The following is a 17,364-nucleotide window of genomic DNA, read 5'->3' on the forward strand; positions in this document are numbered from 1 at the left end:
ATCGAGACGGCCACGTAAGTTCGTTTCGAGCATCGCCCGGGAGATCGGGCAGTGGCCGTTTTGCTGACAGGATCCGGGTTCCCAGAGCCCGGGAATGGAGCGCACGTGGCCCAGGCAACTTCGTCCATCGCCCAGCAGCCGACCGAGAAGCGGTCGACCCCGAGGCAGGCGCCCACGGCGGCCGTCGCGGGGGCGCAGCGGCAGGCTGAGCGCACCTATGTGCTCGACACTTCTGTTCTGTTGTCGGACCCGCGGGCGATCTTCCGGTTCGCCGAACATTCGGTTGTGCTGCCGGTGGTGGTCATCGCCGAGTTGGAGGCGAAGCGGCACGACCCTGAGATCGGCTATTTCGCCCGGCAGGCGCTGCGCAATCTCGATGAGCTTCGCGTGAAGCATGAGCGCCTCGACTTTCCGATCGAGGTCGGCGATGGCGGCTCGCTCCGGGTGGAGCTGAACCATTCCAGCATGGATGCGCTGCCGTCGGGCCTGAAGCTCGGCGACAACGATTCGCGCATCCTGGCGGTGGCCATGAACCTCGCCGCGGAGGGGCTCAACGTAACGGTCGTCTCGAAGGATCTGCCTCTCCGGGTGAAGGCGGCATCCGTCGGCCTCGCCGCCGACGAGTACCGCGCCGAGATGGCGGTGGATTCCGGATGGTCGGGAATGGCCGAGATAGACCTTGGCTCCGAGCAGATGGCGAAGCTGTATGAGGACGAGTCGCTCAGCAGTCGGCTGGTCGCCGACATGCCCATCAACACGGGCCTCGTCGTGCACTCCGACCGCGGCTCCGCGCTCGCTCGTGTCTCCGAGCGCGGCCAGATGCGGCTCGTGCGCGGCGACCGCGACATCTTCGGCCTGCACGGGCATTCGGCCGAGCAGCGCCTCGCCATCGACATGCTGCTCGACCCGGAGATGGGCATCATCTCGCTCGGCGGCCGCGCGGGCACCGGCAAGTCGGCGCTCGCGCTCTGTGCGGGCCTCGAGGCGGTGCTCGAGCGCCAGCAGCACCGCAAGATCATGGTCTTCCGCCCGCTGTATGCGGTGGGCGGCCAGGATCTCGGCTTCCTGCCCGGCGATTCCGGCGAGAAGATGAACCCGTGGGCGCAAGCCGTGTTCGACACCCTGGGTTCGGTCGTGTCGCAGAATGTGCTCGATGAGGTGCTCGAGCGCGGCCTGCTGGAGGTTCTGCCGCTCACGCACATCCGGGGTCGTTCGCTGCATGATGCCTTCGTGATCGTCGACGAGGCACAGTCGCTCGAACGCAATGTGCTGCTGACGGTGCTGAGCCGCATCGGGCAGAACTCGCGGGTCGTACTCACGCATGACGTCGCCCAGCGCGACAACCTGAGGGTGGGGCGCCACGACGGCGTAGCATCCGTCATCGAGGCGTTGAAGGGGCAGTCGCTCTTCGGGCACATCACGCTCACCAAGTCGGAGCGCAGCGCGATCGCCGCACTTGTCACCGAGATGCTGGAGTCAAACGAGCTGGCCTGAGCAGGGTCGGGTGGGCGGATGTCCGTGGTCGGCGGCGTCGGCGGGGTCCGGAGTCCGCGCCATCGGTGTCGAGGCTCTGCCCACCGCGGCTCCGCTCACCGCACGTCTGGCCGCAATGCCGTCACCGGGTGACTCCGGCACGGCTTAGGGTCGTTATGTGACCTTCGTGTTCTTCATCGCGGCCCTGCTCGCGCTCCTCTTCGTGTGGGGGCTGTTCTGGCCCCGCTCGCTGTGGCGGGTGATGGCGTCGTGGTCGCGACGCAACCCACAGGCGTCCGAGCCCGGGCCTGTCAGCTATGGGCTGCAGCGGGTGGTCTCGGCCATCGGCCTGGCCTCCTTCGCCGCGGTCGGCGTCTTTCTCGCCGTCGACTACGTGCAGTCGCTGCCGCAGCCCGAACCCAAGCCGACCGCGCTGCAGGCGATGTGGGGGAGCGCCCCGGCCCCGCTCATCGTCGATCGGGTGGTGAACCCGAGCGGCGAGACCGATCCGTCGTTCGCGGCGGAGCCGATCCTGGCCTATCAGGCGGTCGACAGCACGGCCCACACCCCGCGGTATCTGGCATTCCTCAGTGTGTATCAGCCGCCGGGGCCGCCTGATCGTGGCTACATCGGCTCGACGCCGGGCACCGGGTTCGCGGCGCTCGACAGTGCCGAGCTGGTCATCAATCTCCGGCCGAAGACGCAGTGCGTGCCCATGCAGGCGACGGTCATCGAGACGGAGACTGCGGTGCAGATCGGCGTCGTGAGTGGCCTGCCCGGCCAGCTCGGCGGGGCCACCGCCGACAACGCCTTCTGCGCGGGCGGCTCGATTGTGGGGCCGTCGCTGCTGCTGCCATTGAACCTCTCTGCGCCGCTCGGTGACAGGCAGGTGCAGATGCTCGACGGCACCCCGATTCTCGAGGTGCCGCCGGCCGAATAGCGCCTCGTCGTGCCGCTCAGGCGGTCGGCGGAACCGTCATCGAGAGCAGGTCGAGCTTCTCGTCGAGCAGCTCGAGGCTGATCTCGCCGCGCTCGACGTAGCCGAGGTCGATGACGGCCTCGCGCACAGTCACGCCCTTGGCGACGGCGTGCTTGGCGATCTTGGCTGCAGCCTCGTAGCCGATGACCTTGTTCAGGGGCGTGACGATCGACGGAGACATACCGGCGAAGGCTGCGGCGCGCTCGAGGTTCGCCTCCAGCCCGCTCACCGTCTTGTCGGCGAGCACGCGGCTCGCGTTCGAGAGCAGGCGGATCGACTCGAGAACGGCGGTGCCCATGACGGGGATGGCGACGTTCAGCTCGAACGAGCCGGATGCTCCGGCCCAGGCCACGGTGGCGTCGTTGCCGATGACACGCGCGGCGACCATGAGAACGGCCTCCGGTACGACGGGGTTGACCTTGCCCGGCATGATCGACGAGCCGGGCTGGAGGTCGGGGATGTGCAGTTCTCCGAGGCCCGTGTTGGGGCCGGAGCCCATCCAGCGCAGGTCGTTGTTGATCTTGGTGAGCGAGACGGCGATGGTGCGCAGGGCGCCGGATGCCTCGACAAGGCCGTCGCGGTTGGCCTGCGCCTCGAAGTGGTCCTTCGCCTCGACGATGGGCAGCCCGGTCTCGGCGGCAAGCAGCGCGATGACCTTCTGCGGGAAGCCTGCAGGGGTGTTGATGCCGGTGCCGACGGCCGTGCCGCCGAGCGGCACCTCGGCCACACGGGGGAGGGCGGCCTGCACGCGCTCGATGCCGAGGCGCATCTGGCGGGCGTAGCCACCGAACTCCTGGCCGAGGGTGACGGGCGTCGCATCCATGAGGTGGGTGCGGCCCGACTTGACGGCATCCTTCCACAGCACGGCCTTCTCCTCGAAGGCGAGCGCCAGGTGGTCGAGCGCGGGCACGAGGTCCTCGATGAGGGCCTGCGTGACGGCGACATGCACCGAGGTGGGGAACACATCATTCGACGACTGCGAGGCGTTGACGTGGTCGTTGGGGTGCACGGCCGAGCCGAGGTGACGCGTCGCGAGGGTCGCAAGCACCTCGTTCATGTTCATGTTCGAGGATGTGCCCGAACCTGTCTGGTAGGTGTCGACAGGGAAGTGCTCGTCGTGCTGCCCCGTGACGACCTCGTCGGCTGCGGCGACGATAGCGTCGGCGATGGCGGCATCGAGCACGCCGAGCTCGCGGTTGGCGATCGCCGCAGACTTCTTGATGCGGGCGAGCGCCGCGATCTGGCTCGACTCAAGGCCTTTGCCTGAGATCGGGAAGTTCTCCACGGCCCGCTGCGTCTGCGCGCCGTACAGGGCGTTCACGGGAACCCGGACCTCTCCCATGGTGTCGTGCTCGATACGGAACTCAGATGACGTGCTCACGGCGCTGGAATCACTTTCTCTTGTCTGACGGGGCGTTCGTGCGGGTGGGGTACGCGCCTAGACGGCGCCGACGGTGATGTCCTGCATCGCCGTGCCCTCGAGCAGGCGGTAGTTGGCGCCCACAATAGCCAGCGTACCCGCGGCGACGGCGTCACTGATCAACTCGGATGCCTCGAGCAGTTCGCGCACGGTGTCGCGCAGGTGTTCGCGGCCGACCTCCGTGGCATCCGGGCGCTCTTCCCTGCCGAGGCTGCGCCGCACGCGCAGCACCGCGGGCACGATCTTCTCGATCAGGGAGTGGATGTGCGGGGGCAGCAGCGGCGGCCGTGCCTCCTGGGAGTCGATGGCCGCGGCGACCGCTCCGCACTCGTCGTGGCCGAGCACCACGATGAGCGGAACGTGAAGGATGGCGACCGCGTATTCGAGCGTTCCGACAACGGAGTCGCTGATCACCTGGCCGGCGTTGCGCACGACGAACAGGTCACCGAGGCCCTTGTCGAAGATGATCTCGGCGGCGAGGCGCGAGTCGCTGCAACCGAAGAGCGCCGCATGCGGGAACTGATCGCTGCCGAGCTCGGCACGTCGGTCAACATCCTGCCTCGGATGCCGCGGGGTTCCGGCCACGAAGCGCTCATTGCCCCGCACCATCTCCTCCCACGCCTTGGCAGGTGTGCGCGCGTCGCTTTCGCCCATGGTCGGGTCTCCTCGTTGTCTGTTGTTGGCGTGACGGTCCGGAGAGCGCAGGGCTAGCCGGAAGGTGTGGGCAGCTCGGCGGCGACGGCGGCGGCGAGCGTGCGGAACTGCTCGGGTGAGGCGGATCCGTACAACACCATTGTGCTCTCCTCCGGCGTGCTGCCCGTTGCCTCGCCCGGGAATGTCGCGGTCATCACGTATTCAAGGTTGCCGACGTCTTCTGCTCCGCGCTGGTCGTAGACATCCCAGCGCACACCATCGACGGTCTCACTGCCGGTCATACGTGCGCCGTCGAGCTGCGCGGCGAGCCAGGTCGGGTTCGCATCGATGCCCTGCGTCATGGCGACGAACTCGCTGCCGGGCGTCACAAAACCGATGTACCAGGATGCGACGCCGTCGGCACCCTTCTCGGTGCGGGCCGAGTTCGCCTCCCAGCCGGGCGGAAGCGTGGGGCTGACGATCGTGGTCTCAAAGCCGGGCTGCAACTGAGAGGCGATCGTGTCGTAGTCGACAGGCTCGCGCGGCTCAGGATCGGGGCGCACGACCATGACGACGATGACAGCGACGACCGCGAGCGAGACGAGCAGCGCTGCGATCAGGTTGAGGGAGGTCTGGTTCTCGCGGTGCGTCCGCGACGACGCGGCCTTGCGGTCGGCGGTCTCCTGGGCCGTCTCGGGTCGACCGAGCTCTGCGACGACGGGGACTCCGTCGGCGGTTTTACCGGGGTGGACCTGGCGCGCCATGCCGTTACTCGGTGGCCGTCGATGAGGCGCGGGCCGCATCGAGGCGAGCCTTCGCCCCGACAAGCCACTCCTCGCAGCGCTTCGCGAGCGCCTCGCCACGCTCCCACAGCGCCAGCGACTGCTCGAGCGTCGAAGAGCCCTGCTCGAGCTCGGAGACCACACGCACCAGTTCGTCGCGTGCCTGCTCGTAGCTGAGTTCTGCCACGTCAGGCTGCTCCGAGGCGGCGGGGGAGGGGGAATTCGTCACGTGTCGATCCTATCTTCTGGCTTTCTTGGGGCCGGCTCCGGATGCTCCGGCAGCGCCCGCATCGACGGTCGCGCCGAGCGAGCCATCGGCGAGCGTGAGCAGCAGTCTCGTGCCGGCCGGGGCATCCGTCGCAGCTCTCAGCACGCCGCCTTCAGCGAGCTGCGCAATCGCGTAACCCCGATCGAGAGTTGCCTGCGGGGAGAGGGCGCGCAACTGCGAACGCAGCTCGCCGACGGAGGAACGCGAACGCTCGATGCGCAGCTCGAGCAGCTCGTGGCTGCGGCTTGTGTAGCGCGAGAGCTCGTCCGCGCGGGAATCCACGATCCAGTCGGCCGACATGAGCACGGGGCGCGAACGGAACTGCTCCAGGCGGTCGACCTCACCCCTGATGAGAGAGGTCAGCCTCATTCCGATGCGGGCGCGGGCCTGCTGCACCCTACTGAGCTCCTCCGCGACATCCGGAACAACACGCTTCGCGGCATCCGTCGGCGTCGACGCCCGCAGATCGGCGACATCGTCAAGCAGCGGACGGTCATTCTCATGCCCGATGGCGCTCACCAGAGGGGTTGTGGCGGATGCCGCGGCCCGCACGAGCGCCTCGTCACTGAACACGAGGAGGTTCTGGAAGTCGCCGCCGCCGCGCGCGACGATGATCACCTCGACCTCAGGGTCGGCATCGAGACGCTGGATGGCGGCGATCACCTCAGAGACCGCGCGGTCACCCTGCACTGCCGCATGGGCGACCCGAAACTCGACGGCAGGCCAACGTAACTGCGCGTTGCGCAGAACATCCTTCTCCGCATCCGAGTCGCGGCCCGTGACCAGGCCGACCACACCCGGCAGGAACGGCAGCGGGCGCTTGCGGCTCGGATCGAACAGCCCCTCAGCGCGGAGCTTCTGCCGCAGCCGCTCAAGCCGCTCGAGCAGATCACCGAGCCCCACATGCCGCATCTCGAGCACCTGCATGCTCAGCGTGCCACCCTTGACCCAGTAGTTGGGCTTGACCAACGCGACGACCCTGTCGCCCTGCTTCAGATCATCCGGAAGCTTCGACCGCACCGACGACCAGATGGTGAAACCGAGAGTGGCATCGACGTCGAGGTCCTTGAGCTTGCCGTACACATTGCCACCGGAGACGCCCCACTGCGTCACCTCGCCCTCAACCCAGGCGGTGCCGAGGCGGTCGATCCAGCCCTTGATCTTGCCGGAGAGCACGCTCACAGGCCACGGGGTATCGACTGTGGGAGAGGCATCCGGAGTCGTCATCCCCACAGGCTACGGGATGCCGACGACACGGCCGCTCGACTGTCCACAGGCGGGCAGGCGCCCGCGCTCGCCGGGCCACTCACCCAGACTGTCGTGACATGCACGGCCTACAATCGAAGGCGTGAGCACAATCTCGAACGGCAGTCTGCACCTCCTCGCCGTGCCGCCCGTACCCGAGCGGCGCGAACGCCTGCGCGACGAACCCGTCGCAGGCGACAAGAGAGTGCTGCTCGCCGCCCCCCGCGGCTACTGCGCCGGCGTCGACCGGGCCGTCGTCGCCGTCGAGAAGGCGCTCGAACGCTACGGCTCGCCCGTCTACGTGCGCAAACAGATCGTGCACAACGTCCACGTCGTGTCCACGCTCGAGAAGAAGGGCGCCATCTTCGTCGACGAGGTCGGCGAAGTACCCCGCGGATCACACCTCGTCTTCAGCGCTCACGGAGTCTCGCCCGCCGTCGTGCAGGGCGCCGCCGACCGCGACCTGCAGGCCATCGACGCCACCTGCCCCCTCGTCACCAAGGTGCACCGCGAGGCGACCCGCTTCTCGCGCGACGACTTCCACATCCTGCTCATCGGTCACGAAGGCCACGAGGAGGTCGAAGGCACCATGGGCCACGCGCCCGAGCGCACAACCCTCGTCAACAGCCCCGACGACGTCGACACGATCGACGTGCCCGAGACGGAGCGGCTCGTCTGGCTGTCGCAGACCACACTGAGCGTCGACGAGACCATGGAGACGGTGCGCCGGCTGCGCGAACGCTTCCCGCATCTGCAGGATCCGCCCAGCGACGACATCTGCTACGCCACCCAGAACCGCCAGGTCGCCGTGCGCAAGATCGCAGAAGGCGCCGACCTCGTCATCGTCGTCGGATCCGCCAACAGTTCCAACAGCGTGCGCCTCGTCGAGGTCGCGCTCGAATACGGTGCCAAGGCCGCCTACCGGGTCGACTACGCGAGCGAGATCCGCCAGGAATGGCTCGACGGAGCCTCCACCGTCGGCGTCACCTCGGGCGCCTCCGTTCCCGAGGTTCTCGTGCAGCAGGTCATCGACGACCTCGCCGACGCCGGCTACGGCGACGTCAAGCAGGTCGTCACGGCAGAAGAGGACCTCATGTTCTCGCTGCCCAAGGAACTGCGCCGCGACCTCAACGGCAACCAGGACAGCCGCGGCCTCGGAGGCCGCACCCGCAAGCTCGACTGGCAGACCCAATAGAGCGCGCAGCCCGACGAAGAGATCGAAAAGGAAGACGTTGTGAGCGGAACCGCGGGGGAGAACAGCATGGATGAGACCGCCACCGGCGACAGCGTGCCTCGTCCCGGCTACCGCGACAGCGCCGGCCGTCCCGCCTACGGCGAGCGTGCAACACCGGAGGAGCAGGCGAAGGCTCGCGGTTTCGCGGCCCCGGCCGCAGGCGAGCCGAGTGCCGTGATTCCGGATGCCACGGGGTCGCGCGTGACGCCGGATGGGTCGCGAGACTCGGTGCCCGCCTGGTCGGTGCCGGCCTGGCCCGCCTCCGCCCCGGCATCCGCCGCCGCGCCGCGTGCGGAGTCCGGGCAGCAGCCCGCCCCGCGCAAGGCCGACCGCATCGTCACGATCGTGCTGCTCTCGCTGGGCCTGCTCAACGTGCTGTGGGGCATCCCCGGCTTCCTCTCGCTCGCGAACACCCTTCAGCTCGCCTACGACCAGATGGGCGTCGGTCAGTACGGCGCGGCCGGGCTTGCGGGCACGATGGGTGTTGTCGCGATCGTGTCGCAGCTCGTGATCTGGGCGGCCACCGCGTGGGGCTCGCTCCAGCGGATGAAGCGCGGCCGGTTGGCCTGGTGGGTTCCGCTCGTTGGCGCGGCTGTGGCCTTCATCGTCGTCGCGGTGGTGTTCACGATCGCCATCCTCGCCGACCCGACGTTCATGGCCTATGTGGATTCGCAGGTGGCGGTACAGGGCTGATGAAGACAGGGGTCTCACCCCATCGCTCACCCTCGGCTCACCCCCTGATTAGGGACCTTTCGGAGGTCGGCTTACGCCCGTAGCCTGACAGCATGCGGCTTCGTGTGCCGCCGCGGCGAGTCGCGGCCCAGATGAGACTCGACGCCACCATTCGCGCCGGGTGGGCCCTCGCCGCGACCGCCCTCGTCATCCTTGCCGCGCTCACCATCAGTCGCATGGTGGATGCGGGGCGCGGTGCCGAGCTCGCCCTGCCGCTTCTTGCGATCGCCGCTGTTCTTGCCGCGCTCTGGGTGCTCATCCGCGCCCCCAGCACGCTCACCGGTGTGCTGTTCCTGACCGTCGGGGCATCCGCCATGCTCGTGCACGCCCACTCCGTCGCCGCAGCCGGGCTTGACGTCGACAGCTACGCAGCAGGGGGGATCGTGGTTGCCCTCTGCCTCATCGGCCCGGCGACCGGCCGCGAGCTCGGTGCGATGGCCTGGAACGCCGCCGGCTACCTCACCGGGCAGGGCACACTGCTGCTCGGCGAGGCGCTCTCAGGCCAGCCGCTGCGCTTCAACAGCCTCGCGACCGTCGTATTCATCTGCTTCAGCTGTGTGCTCCTCATCATGAAGCGCACGCGCCGCATCGAGGCCCGCATCCTGCCCGAGGACGACACCGTCGAAGCCGAATTCGAGCGACATGAGGAGGAGAGGCGGCAGTCCAATCGGGCCGCCGTGATCGTGCACGAGACCATCCTCAGCGACCTCGCCCTCGTGGCGCACGGCTCCGTGCAGCTGGGCGAGGCCGAGCGGGCCCGCCTCAGGCGCAACCTTGAACTCGTCGGCCGGGCGAGGGTCGATCACTCCCACCACACCGCCGTCGTCGCCATGCTGCGCAACGACCTGTACGAGATCGTCAGCGAATTCCAGTGGCGCGGTCTCACGATCGACATCGGGGGCGACAGCAGCTGCCTCGAGCTGCTCTCCCTGCCGGAGCGCGAAGCGCTCATGGGCGCGATCAGGGCGGCCCTCGAGAACGTGCGTGCCCACTCGGGAGAGGATTCGGTCGAGATCTTCATCGACCAGGCCATCGACCGCCTCACCGTCATGATCGTCGACGAGGGCCGCGGCTTCGAATTCGAGAAGATCGCCGACGATCGCCTCGGCCTGCGGATGTCCATCATCCGGCGCATCGAGGACTGCGGCGGTTCGGTGACGGTCTGGTCGGCGCACGGTGCCGGAACATCCGTTGTCATCTCGCTGCCCGTCGGCGACGCCGGGGACGTCATCGTCGTCGGCACCGAGACGCCAGCTGCGCCGCAGGCTCGAACAACGGAGAACGGTTCGGATGCTCGCGCATAAGGCACTCTTCACCTCACCCCAGCGCGCCGACCCCCTCAGCTGGATACTCAGGTTCACGATGCCGCTCATCCTGGCCATCACCAGCGCGCTCGTCATCGTCGTCGTGCTGCTCCGCGCGGGGCCCAGCATCACCAACCCGGGCATCATCATCGCCAGCGGGCTGTGCGTCGTGCTCGCCTGCATGCTCGTGTTTCTGGAGTCGCTGCCGCACCGGCCGCTGCTCGGGGTACGCCAGAGCATCCTGCCGCTACTCCTCAGCTGGACTGCGGCGCTCCTCAGCGCTGCTCCGACCGGCGAAGGAGGACTGCCGATGCGGGACTGGGCGGGCCCGCTCGGCATCGGCAGCGTCATCGTGGCGCTCGTTCCGTACAGCTCCGCCGCCCTCCTCGTCGTCTACGGCGTCGCAGGGTCAGCCGTCAGCGCGGTGCTCGCGCTGCTCTTCTTCGACCACGTCGACGACACCGCATTCGGCAGCGCCGTCGGGGCGGCCGCCCTCCCGCTGCAGGCGGGAATCGCCGGCGCCGTCTTCAGCTGGTACATCGCTGCGGGGGTGCTGCGGTGGCGGGCGTTGCCCTTCGACGACGAACAGCAGCCGGATGCGAGCAGACGCTTCGAAGACAGGGTGCGGGAGCACGGCTCACCGCTCGTCATCAGCAAGGAGATCGTGCGGCTGCTCGAATCCGTCGCCGACGGCGGGCGCGTCTCCGGGCGCGACCGCGAGCGTGCCCTCGTGCTGGCGCGGAGCATCCGCACCGACCTGGTCTCCGTGCTCAACCGCAGCTGGCTCGACACCATGGCGATGGAACGATCACTGCATGTGATCGACCCGGGCCGGATGGCGGCGACGATGACCCCGGCGCAGCGCTCCGCCATCCACGGGCTCATCACGACGATCCTCGACTCGCCGGCGCTCGCGCAGGAGACGTTGCGCATCGAACTGCGCGGTCACGACGACGGCACCACCGCGGTCGCGTTGAGTATGGATGTGACGCTGCCGGAGGGCAAGCGCATCATGATGCTGGCGCCCTACTTCGTCACGCTCAGGGCGAGCGTCGACCGGGTGCACTGGAGTGGCGGCGAGCAGCTGAGCATGCGCTTCCAGCTGCCCGCCGCCGAGCAGTAACCCCTACTTGCCGGACCTGCCGGCCGAGCCGAGCTGCGTGGCAGCCTCGACGACGCGGGCGGCCATCGCCGTCTCCGCCTTCTTGCCCCAGGAGCGCGGGTCGTAGATCTTCTTGTTGCCGACCTCGCCGTCGACCTTCAGGAATCCGTCGTAGTTCTTCAGCACGGTGTCGGCGATCGAGCGGCTGAACGCGTACTGGGTGTCGGTGTCGACGTTCATCTTGATGACGCCGTTGGCGACAGCCGTCGCGATCTCCTCGTCGCTCGAACCCGATCCGCCGTGGAAGACCAGGTCGAGGGGCAGCGCGTCCTTGCCGTACTTCTTGCTGAGGCCATCCTGGATCTCGCGCAGCAGCTCGGGCTTCAGCTTGACGTTGCCCGGCTTGTACACGCCGTGCACGTTGCCGAAGGTGAGAGCGGCCATGTAGCGGCCCTGCTCGCCGAAACCGAGTGCCTCCACCGTGGCGATGGCATCCTCGAGGGTCGTGTACAGGTGCTCGTTGATGTCGTGGCTGACGCCGTCCTCCTCACCGCCGACGACGCCGATCTCGACCTCCAGAATGGAGTTGATGTTCTTCATGCGCGGCAGGAGCGTCTTCGCGATCTCCAGGTTCTCCGCGAGAGGAACAGCCGAGCCGTCCCACATGTGCGACTGGAAGATGGGCTCGCCGCCGGCCTTCACCGACTCCTCACTCGCCTCGATGAGCGGCAGCACGAAGCCGTCGAGCGCATCCTTCGGGCAGTGGTCGGTGTGCAGCGCAACCGTGATGGGGTAGTTCTTCGCGGCCTCGCGCGCGAACGCGGCGAAGGCGAGGGCACCGGATGCGCGGTTCTTGATCGAGTGGCCGGCCCAATAGTCGGCGCCTCCCGTCGAGACCTGCAGGATGCCGTCGGAGCCGGCCTCGGCGAGGCCCTGCAGCACCGCGTTCACCGTCTGGGACGACGACACGTTGATGGCCGGATAGGCGAAGCCCTGCGCCTTCGCGCGGGCGAGCATGTCGGCGTACTGATCGGGGGTTGCGATGGGCATGGCGTCTCCTTGAACGAGGTGCGGAATCGCTTGAAGTCTAGCGATCATGGCCGGGCCCCTGCGCTGTCGGGCCGTCGATAGAATGTGGTCTGGCAGCATCCGTCTTTTTTCCCCCTCCAACGAAGGAACCTGTGGTGAGCACCGAGACCGGCACAATGATCAACCATCCCGACCGCAACCTCGCCATGGAGCTGGTTCGCGCGACGGAGGCTGCGGCCATCAGGGCGTACCCGTGGATCGGGCACGGAGACAAGAACAAGGCCGACGGTGCGGCGGTCGACGCCATGCGCAAGTTCCTCGGCACCGTCGACTTCGACGGTGTCATCGTCATCGGCGAGGGCGAGAAGGACAAGGCGCCCATGCTCTTCAACGGCGAGCATGTCGGCAACGGTCACGGGCCGGCCTGCGACATCGCCGTCGACCCCATCGACGGCACCTCACTGACGGCCGCGGGTCGCCAGAACGCGATCTCGATGATCGCCGTCAGTGACCGCGGCACGATGCTGGATGCGTCATCCGTCTTCTATATGGACAAGTTGGTCACGGGGGCGGCGGGTCGTGGTGTCGTCGACATCCGCAAGCCCATCGGCGAGAACGTGCGCGCCCTCGCGAAGGTACTCGGCAAGGATGTCGCAGACCTGCGGGTGGCCGTTCTTGACCGCCCGCGCCACGAGCAGCTGATCAACGAGATCCGCGAGGCCGGCGCCGGCACCCGCCTCATGTTGGATGGCGATGTGGCCGGTGGCATCAACGCTGCGCGCTACGAGAGCCGCATCGACATGTGCGTGGGCGTGGGTGGCAGCCCGGAGGGTGTCGCGACGGCGGCCGCCATCAAGGCGCTGGGCGGCTTCATCCAGGGTCGCCTTGTTCCCGGCACCGATGAGGAGCGCCAGCGGGGCATCGATGCGGGGCTCCGCTTCGACCACGTGTATGAGGCCGACGATCTGGTTCGCGGCGACAACACCTTCTTTGTTGCGACGGGGGTGACGGATGGCGAGCTGGTCGCGGGCGTGCGCCGCAAGGGGCCCATCATCCGCACGGAGAGCGTCGTGCTGCGGTCGCACTCGGGCACCATCCGCCGCGTCATCGCGGACCACCTCGTGGAGAAGTGGCTCGACGACTGACACCCGGTCTCCGCTGTGAGGCGGGGCAGAGACTGAGTTGCCGCTGAGTGCTGCTCTTGGTCGCTCGGAGGAGCGTTTCGAGGAAACTCACTCGCTTGTGGTGACGGCAGCTTCGGTGGCGTCAGCGGCGTCAGCGGCATCAGCCGCGTCAGCCGCGTCAGCCACTTCGGCGGCGGTGCCAGCGCCTGGGTTCGGCTCGTCGAGTGTGGTGAGTTCGGCCGCCGTCAGCTTCTGCGGGGCCGTGTGGATGGCCTGAGGTTCGGCGGTGAGGTCGAGCTTCGTCTCGTCGATTCCGGGGAACTGTCGCGCCGTGACGAGCACCCGTGTCTCCAGGGAGCTCGCGAACTTGTTGTAGCTGTCGACGGTGCGCTCGATGGCTTTGCGCATGCTGTCGGCGTGTCCGGCGAGCGTGCCGAGCCGCTGGTAGAGCTGGTTGCCCAGGTCGAACAGTTTCTTCGCCTCATCCGAGACGGCCTGCTGCTGCCAGGTGAACGCGACCGTCTTGAGCACAGCCCAGAGGTTCACGGGGGAGGCAAGCGCGACCCGCTTGCCGAACGCGTACTCGAGGAGCGACGGGTCGGCCTCGAGCGCCGAGGAGAGCAGGGATTCGCTGGGGATGAACGCGATCACGAACTCGGGACTCGCATCCAGACCCTCCCAATAGGTCTTCTTCGCGAGCGCGTCGATGTGTGTGCGCACCGCCTTCACATGCCTGTCGATGAGCTGCACGCGGCGCGCACCCTCCTCACCGATTGCCGAGAGCGGGATCTGGCTTGCCTCGATGTAGTGTTCCAGCGGCACCTTCGAGTCGATCGCGATCGACTTGTTGCCGGGCAGGCGCACGACCATGTCGGGGCGCCCGGCACCGGCATCCGTCGCCACGCTGTGCTGAGTGAAGAAGTCGACGTACTGGGTGAGCCCCGCCGATTCGACGATGCGTTTGAGCTGCGTCTCACCCCACACCCCTCGTGTGCTGTTGGAGCGCAGCGCGCTCGCGAGGGATTCGGTCGTGGCACGCAGCTGCTCGTCGGACATCTGCGCCTGCTTGAGCTGCTCGGCGATGGTGCCGTACTGGGTCGATCGCTCGCGTTCCAGCTCGGTCACCTTCTGCTGCATGGTGCGCAGGCTCTCCTGCACGGGGGTGAGCGCCTGCAGGACCTTGCTCTCGGCGCGCTCGCGCTCGGTCTGGGCGGCCTGCTCGCTGCGGTGGCGCTCTGCCGACTCGGTCTGCTGCTGCCGCAGCGTGCCCACCTGCTCGCGCAGCGCATCCGCCGTCGCCTTCACCGATGCCAGTTCGCTCGACAGGGATGCCTGCGCCGCCTGCTCCTGCTCGCGCAACGCACCGAGGGCGAGCTGGTGCTGGGCCTCGAGCATGGCGGGGTCGACGCCGGGGGCGCTGCGGCGGTTGCGGGTGATCAGCAGCGCGGCGACGGCCCCGAGGAGGATGCCGACGATGAGGCCGATGAGCAGCGAGAGAACGTCCATGCGCCCAGTCTGCCAGCGCCCTCCGACAGTGTCGGCACGGTGGCGACGACTCGCGGATGCCCGGGGCTCGCCATTCGACGCCCGGCACTCGAACTCAGCAGGAGTTCTTCTCCGACACGCCGCCCGGTGGCCGGCAAGCCCGGTGTGTTGCGAGAAATCTCCTGTTGAGCGACCAGCCGCTGGGGCGTGCGGCTAGCCGAGCACCATCGGCGCGTGGTCGACCTTCGCCGGCCCGATGGCGCCGAGGCGCGTGCCGGCGATGGTCGCCAGGTGCGGGATGTCTTCGGCGTCGTGCCGTTTCGCCGCGTGCACGATTATGGCGGCGCACGCCTCAGCATCCGCGAGCGCGTCGTGGTGCTTGAAGTCCTCGAATCCGGCGGCCATCGCGGCGACGGGCAGACGGTACGAGTCGAGGTTGTAGGTCTTGCGGGCCACCTGCAGGCTGCACAGGTAGGTGAATGCGGGCGTCTCCAGTTGCGTCGCCTCGCAGGCGGCACGGATGACGCCCATGTCGAATCCGGCGTTGTGGGCGACGAGGTGGTCGCCGCCTGCGAACGCGACCAGCTCGGGTAGTTGTTCGGCCCAGCTGGCCGCGCCCACGACATCCGCCGCCACTATTCCGTGGATGCGGGTGTTCCATTCGAGAAAGGTGTCGTGCCCGGCCGGTGGTTTGATGTACCACCACTGCTTGTCGACGACGCGGCCGTCGTGCACCTTCACCAGCCCCACGGAGCAGGCGGATGCCCCTGATGAGTTGGCGGTCTCGAAGTCGATTGCGGTGAAGTTCAGCGGCACTCCTCGATGCTCTCACAGGCATCCGACCCTCCTCTGAGCCTTGCCGGTCTGTTGCGATCGCGCGGAGTCACGATACGGTGGGGCACCGTCGAAAGTGGAGACCGTGCGCAAGCTTGCTGCAGTCGTGGCCATGGCCGTCCTGGTGCTCCTGACCGGGTGCGCAGCCTCGGGGATCTCGGAGTTCGACCGGGAGCAGCGTGCCGCAGACAAGCTCGATCTTCCGTCACGGTATGACGACGTGCAGGTCGACTCGGATTCGACCCGCTGGCTCGCCGAGCGTGACGGAGTCGACTTCTATGCGGCGCAGTCGGCGGATGGCACCTGCCTGATCTTGGTCAAGGGCGGTGACGTCGACGGGTCCCTGGCTGGGTGCGGCAGCGGGGAGGTCGGGGTCTCCGGTCTGGGGTTCCCCACAGTGCACCTGTACGTTGATGGGCCGCCGCCGGCCCCCACCGAGAGCATGATCGAGCTCACCTCGCACCTCTACGTTTTCGAGTAGATCGAGAGGTGACTGCCTCGCTCGCAGGCTCTCTCGGCGCTGAGGTCGCAGATCGCTGGCGCGATCTTCATGGCTTCACCGCGCACGATACCCTTGACTCTCGTGGCCCTCACTATTGCAATCGTCGGACTCCCCAATGTGGGCAAGTCCACTCTCTTCAATGCTCTGACCAAGAACTCGGTGCTCGCCGCGAACTACCCGTTCGCGACGATCGAGCCGAATGTGGGCATCGTCAATCTGCCCGATTCGCGCCTCGCGGTTCTTGCCGGCATCTTCGGCAGTGAGCGCATCCTGCCCGCGCCTGTGTCGTTCGTTGACATCGCCGGCATTGTGAAGGGCGCCAGTGTGGGGGAGGGGCTCGGCAACAAGTTCCTCGCGAACATTCGTGAGGCGGATGCGATCGCCCAGGTCATCCGCGGCTTCAGCGATTCGGATGTCGTGCACGTCGACGGCAAGGTCAACCCGGCCAGCGACATGGAGACCATCAACACGGAGCTCATCCTCGCCGACCTGCAGACACTTGAGAAGGCGCTGGAGCGGTACGAGAAAGAGGTCAAGACGAAGCGTGCCGAGCCGATCGTGCTCGAGACGGCGAAGGCGGCCGTCGCGCTGCTCAATGAGGGCAAGCCGCTGTCGAGCGACGCGAAGCTCGACCTGGAGCCCATCCGCGAGCTGGGCCTGCTCACGGCCAAGCCGTTCATCTACGTGTTCAACGTGGATGAGGGCATCCTCGGTGACAGCGCGAAGCTCGACGAGTTGGCCGCGCTGGTCGCCCCGGCGAAGGCGGTGTTCCTGGATGCGAAGCTCGAGTCCGAACTGATCGAACTGGATGAGGCGGATGCTGCGGAGCTGCTGGCCAGCACCGGCCAGGAGGAGAGCGGCCTCGACCAGCTGGCGCGTATCGGCTTCGACACGCTCGGCCTGCAGACGTATCTGACGGCCGGCCCGAAGGAGACGCGCGCCTGGACGATCCCGAAGGGCGCGAAGGCGCCGCAGGCGGCCGGCGTCATCCACACCGACTTCGAGAAGGGCTTCATCAAGGCGGAGGTCATCGGCTTCGACGACCTTGTCGAGACCGGCTCAATCGCGGAGGCCCGTGCGAAGGGCAAAGCCCGCGTCGAAGGCAAGGACTACACGATGCAGGACGGCGACGTGGTCGAGTTCAGGTTCAATGTCTAAAAAGGGCCTCTGACCAGGGATTTTATATTTTTGGCCTCTGGTTGGGCTCGATGAACAGGT

The 17,364-nt window shown here is 67.6% G+C and carries 17 protein-coding genes; 9 read left to right on the forward strand and 8 right to left on the reverse strand.

Annotated features, from left to right (window positions below; genetic code table 11):
- The first annotated feature begins 126 nt into the window (after positions 1 to 126).
- Positions 127 to 1,494, forward strand: coding sequence for an RNA 5'-3' helicase PhoH2 (gene phoH2 / locus FB562_RS01720; RefSeq protein WP_141881032.1), 1,368 nt, complete (start codon positions 127 to 129; stop codon positions 1,492 to 1,494).
- Positions 1,495 to 1,651: 157 nt separating this feature from the next.
- Positions 1,652 to 2,413: a DUF6199 family natural product biosynthesis protein gene (locus FB562_RS01725; RefSeq protein ID WP_141879561.1), complete on the forward strand. Its 762-nt coding sequence runs from the start codon at positions 1,652 to 1,654 to the stop codon at positions 2,411 to 2,413.
- A gap of 16 nt (positions 2,414 to 2,429) precedes the next feature.
- On the opposite strand, the gene FB562_RS01730 is transcribed toward FB562_RS01725, so the two are convergent.
- Genes FB562_RS01730 through xseA form a run of 5 tightly spaced genes read right to left on the reverse strand, consistent with a single transcriptional unit; the run spans position 2,430 to position 6,782 of the window.
- Entirely contained in the window at positions 2,430 to 3,833 is a 1,404-nt protein-coding gene (locus FB562_RS01730) for a class II fumarate hydratase (RefSeq protein ID WP_141879562.1), read from the reverse strand.
- Between the two features lie 57 nt (positions 3,834 to 3,890).
- Complete coding sequence (locus FB562_RS01735) at positions 3,891 to 4,526, reverse strand: carbonic anhydrase (RefSeq protein WP_221625351.1); 636 nt, start codon at positions 4,524 to 4,526, stop codon at positions 3,891 to 3,893.
- 53 nt (positions 4,527 to 4,579) lie between these two features.
- On the reverse strand, positions 4,580 to 5,269 hold the full coding sequence (locus FB562_RS01740; protein ID WP_141879563.1) for a DUF4245 domain-containing protein: 690 nt from the start codon (positions 5,267 to 5,269) through the stop codon (positions 4,580 to 4,582).
- A gap of 4 nt (positions 5,270 to 5,273) precedes the next feature.
- Positions 5,274 to 5,516: an exodeoxyribonuclease VII small subunit gene (locus FB562_RS01745; protein WP_141879564.1), complete on the reverse strand. Its 243-nt coding sequence runs from the start codon at positions 5,514 to 5,516 to the stop codon at positions 5,274 to 5,276.
- 9 nt (positions 5,517 to 5,525) lie between these two features.
- Positions 5,526 to 6,782, reverse strand: a complete 1,257-nt coding sequence (gene xseA / locus FB562_RS01750) for an exodeoxyribonuclease VII large subunit (RefSeq protein WP_141879565.1) — start codon at positions 6,780 to 6,782, stop codon at positions 5,526 to 5,528.
- A 121-nt stretch (positions 6,783 to 6,903) separates the two neighbouring features.
- Between xseA and FB562_RS01755 the strand changes: the two genes are divergently transcribed.
- The 4 genes from FB562_RS01755 to FB562_RS01770 all read left to right on the forward strand — a co-directional run bounded on the left by FB562_RS01755 (position 6,904) and on the right by FB562_RS01770 (position 11,193).
- Positions 6,904 to 7,995, forward strand: a complete 1,092-nt coding sequence (locus tag FB562_RS01755) for a 4-hydroxy-3-methylbut-2-enyl diphosphate reductase (RefSeq protein WP_425459810.1) — start codon at positions 6,904 to 6,906, stop codon at positions 7,993 to 7,995.
- A 66-nt stretch (positions 7,996 to 8,061) separates the two neighbouring features.
- Positions 8,062 to 8,727 carry a DUF6264 family protein gene (locus FB562_RS01760; protein ID WP_141879566.1) on the forward strand — a complete coding sequence of 222 codons (666 nt, stop codon included), beginning with the start codon at positions 8,062 to 8,064 and terminating at the stop codon, positions 8,725 to 8,727.
- Between the two features lie 92 nt (positions 8,728 to 8,819).
- Positions 8,820 to 10,070: an ATP-binding protein gene (locus FB562_RS01765; RefSeq protein WP_141879567.1), complete on the forward strand. Its 1,251-nt coding sequence runs from the start codon at positions 8,820 to 8,822 to the stop codon at positions 10,068 to 10,070.
- Positions 10,057 to 11,193, forward strand: a complete 1,137-nt coding sequence (locus FB562_RS01770) for a hypothetical protein (protein WP_141879568.1) — start codon at positions 10,057 to 10,059, stop codon at positions 11,191 to 11,193. Before FB562_RS01765 ends, FB562_RS01770 begins: the two co-directional genes overlap by 14 nt.
- A gap of 3 nt (positions 11,194 to 11,196) precedes the next feature.
- On the opposite strand, the gene fbaA is transcribed toward FB562_RS01770, so the two are convergent.
- A complete protein-coding gene (gene fbaA, locus FB562_RS01775; RefSeq protein WP_141879569.1) occupies positions 11,197 to 12,222 on the reverse strand; it encodes a class II fructose-bisphosphate aldolase in 1,026 nt (341 codons plus the stop codon).
- A 155-nt stretch (positions 12,223 to 12,377) separates the two neighbouring features.
- On the opposite strand from fbaA, the gene glpX reads away from it, so the two are divergent.
- A complete protein-coding gene (gene glpX / locus FB562_RS01780; RefSeq protein ID WP_141881035.1) occupies positions 12,378 to 13,346 on the forward strand; it encodes a class II fructose-bisphosphatase in 969 nt (322 codons plus the stop codon).
- Positions 13,347 to 13,433: 87 nt separating this feature from the next.
- Here glpX and FB562_RS01785 read toward each other — a convergent pair whose 3' ends face one another.
- Positions 13,434 to 14,831: a DNA recombination protein RmuC gene (locus FB562_RS01785; RefSeq protein WP_141879570.1), complete on the reverse strand. Its 1,398-nt coding sequence runs from the start codon at positions 14,829 to 14,831 to the stop codon at positions 13,434 to 13,436.
- A 192-nt stretch (positions 14,832 to 15,023) separates the two neighbouring features.
- Positions 15,024 to 15,626, reverse strand: a complete 603-nt coding sequence (locus tag FB562_RS01790) for an exonuclease domain-containing protein (RefSeq protein ID WP_141879571.1) — start codon at positions 15,624 to 15,626, stop codon at positions 15,024 to 15,026.
- A gap of 103 nt (positions 15,627 to 15,729) precedes the next feature.
- Here FB562_RS01790 and FB562_RS01795 point away from each other — a divergent pair, with 103 nt between their 5' ends.
- A complete protein-coding gene (locus tag FB562_RS01795; RefSeq protein ID WP_141879572.1) occupies positions 15,730 to 16,125 on the forward strand; it encodes a hypothetical protein in 396 nt (131 codons plus the stop codon).
- 102 nt (positions 16,126 to 16,227) lie between these two features.
- On the forward strand, positions 16,228 to 17,304 hold the full coding sequence (gene ychF / locus FB562_RS01800) for a redox-regulated ATPase YchF (protein ID WP_141879573.1): 1,077 nt from the start codon (positions 16,228 to 16,230) through the stop codon (positions 17,302 to 17,304).
- Positions 17,305 to 17,364: the final 60 nt, after the last annotated feature.

The sequence above is a fragment of the Homoserinimonas aerilata genome (genome assembly GCF_006716125.1).
Taxonomy (GTDB): Bacteria; Actinomycetota; Actinomycetes; order Actinomycetales; family Microbacteriaceae; genus Homoserinimonas; species Homoserinimonas aerilata.

Excerpts from the sequence above, each read along its gene's own strand:
- fbaA (WP_141879569.1), bottom strand. The coding sequence starts at position 12,222 with ATGCCCATCGCAACCCCCGATCAGTACGCCGACATGCTCGCCCGCGCG.
- FB562_RS01765 (WP_141879567.1), top strand. The coding sequence starts at position 8,820 with ATGCGGCTTCGTGTGCCGCCGCGGCGAGTCGCGGCCCAGATGAGACTC.
- FB562_RS01735 (WP_221625351.1), bottom strand. The coding sequence starts at position 4,526 with ATGGGCGAAAGCGACGCGCGCACACCTGCCAAGGCGTGGGAGGAGATG.
- FB562_RS01770 (WP_141879568.1), top strand. The coding sequence starts at position 10,057 with ATGCTCGCGCATAAGGCACTCTTCACCTCACCCCAGCGCGCCGACCCC.
- glpX (WP_141881035.1), top strand. The coding sequence starts at position 12,378 with ATGATCAACCATCCCGACCGCAACCTCGCCATGGAGCTGGTTCGCGCG.
- FB562_RS01785 (WP_141879570.1), bottom strand. The coding sequence starts at position 14,831 with ATGGACGTTCTCTCGCTGCTCATCGGCCTCATCGTCGGCATCCTCCTC.
- FB562_RS01740 (WP_141879563.1), bottom strand. The coding sequence starts at position 5,269 with ATGGCGCGCCAGGTCCACCCCGGTAAAACCGCCGACGGAGTCCCCGTC.
- FB562_RS01760 (WP_141879566.1), top strand. The coding sequence starts at position 8,062 with ATGGATGAGACCGCCACCGGCGACAGCGTGCCTCGTCCCGGCTACCGC.
- xseA (WP_141879565.1), bottom strand. The coding sequence starts at position 6,782 with ATGACGACTCCGGATGCCTCTCCCACAGTCGATACCCCGTGGCCTGTG.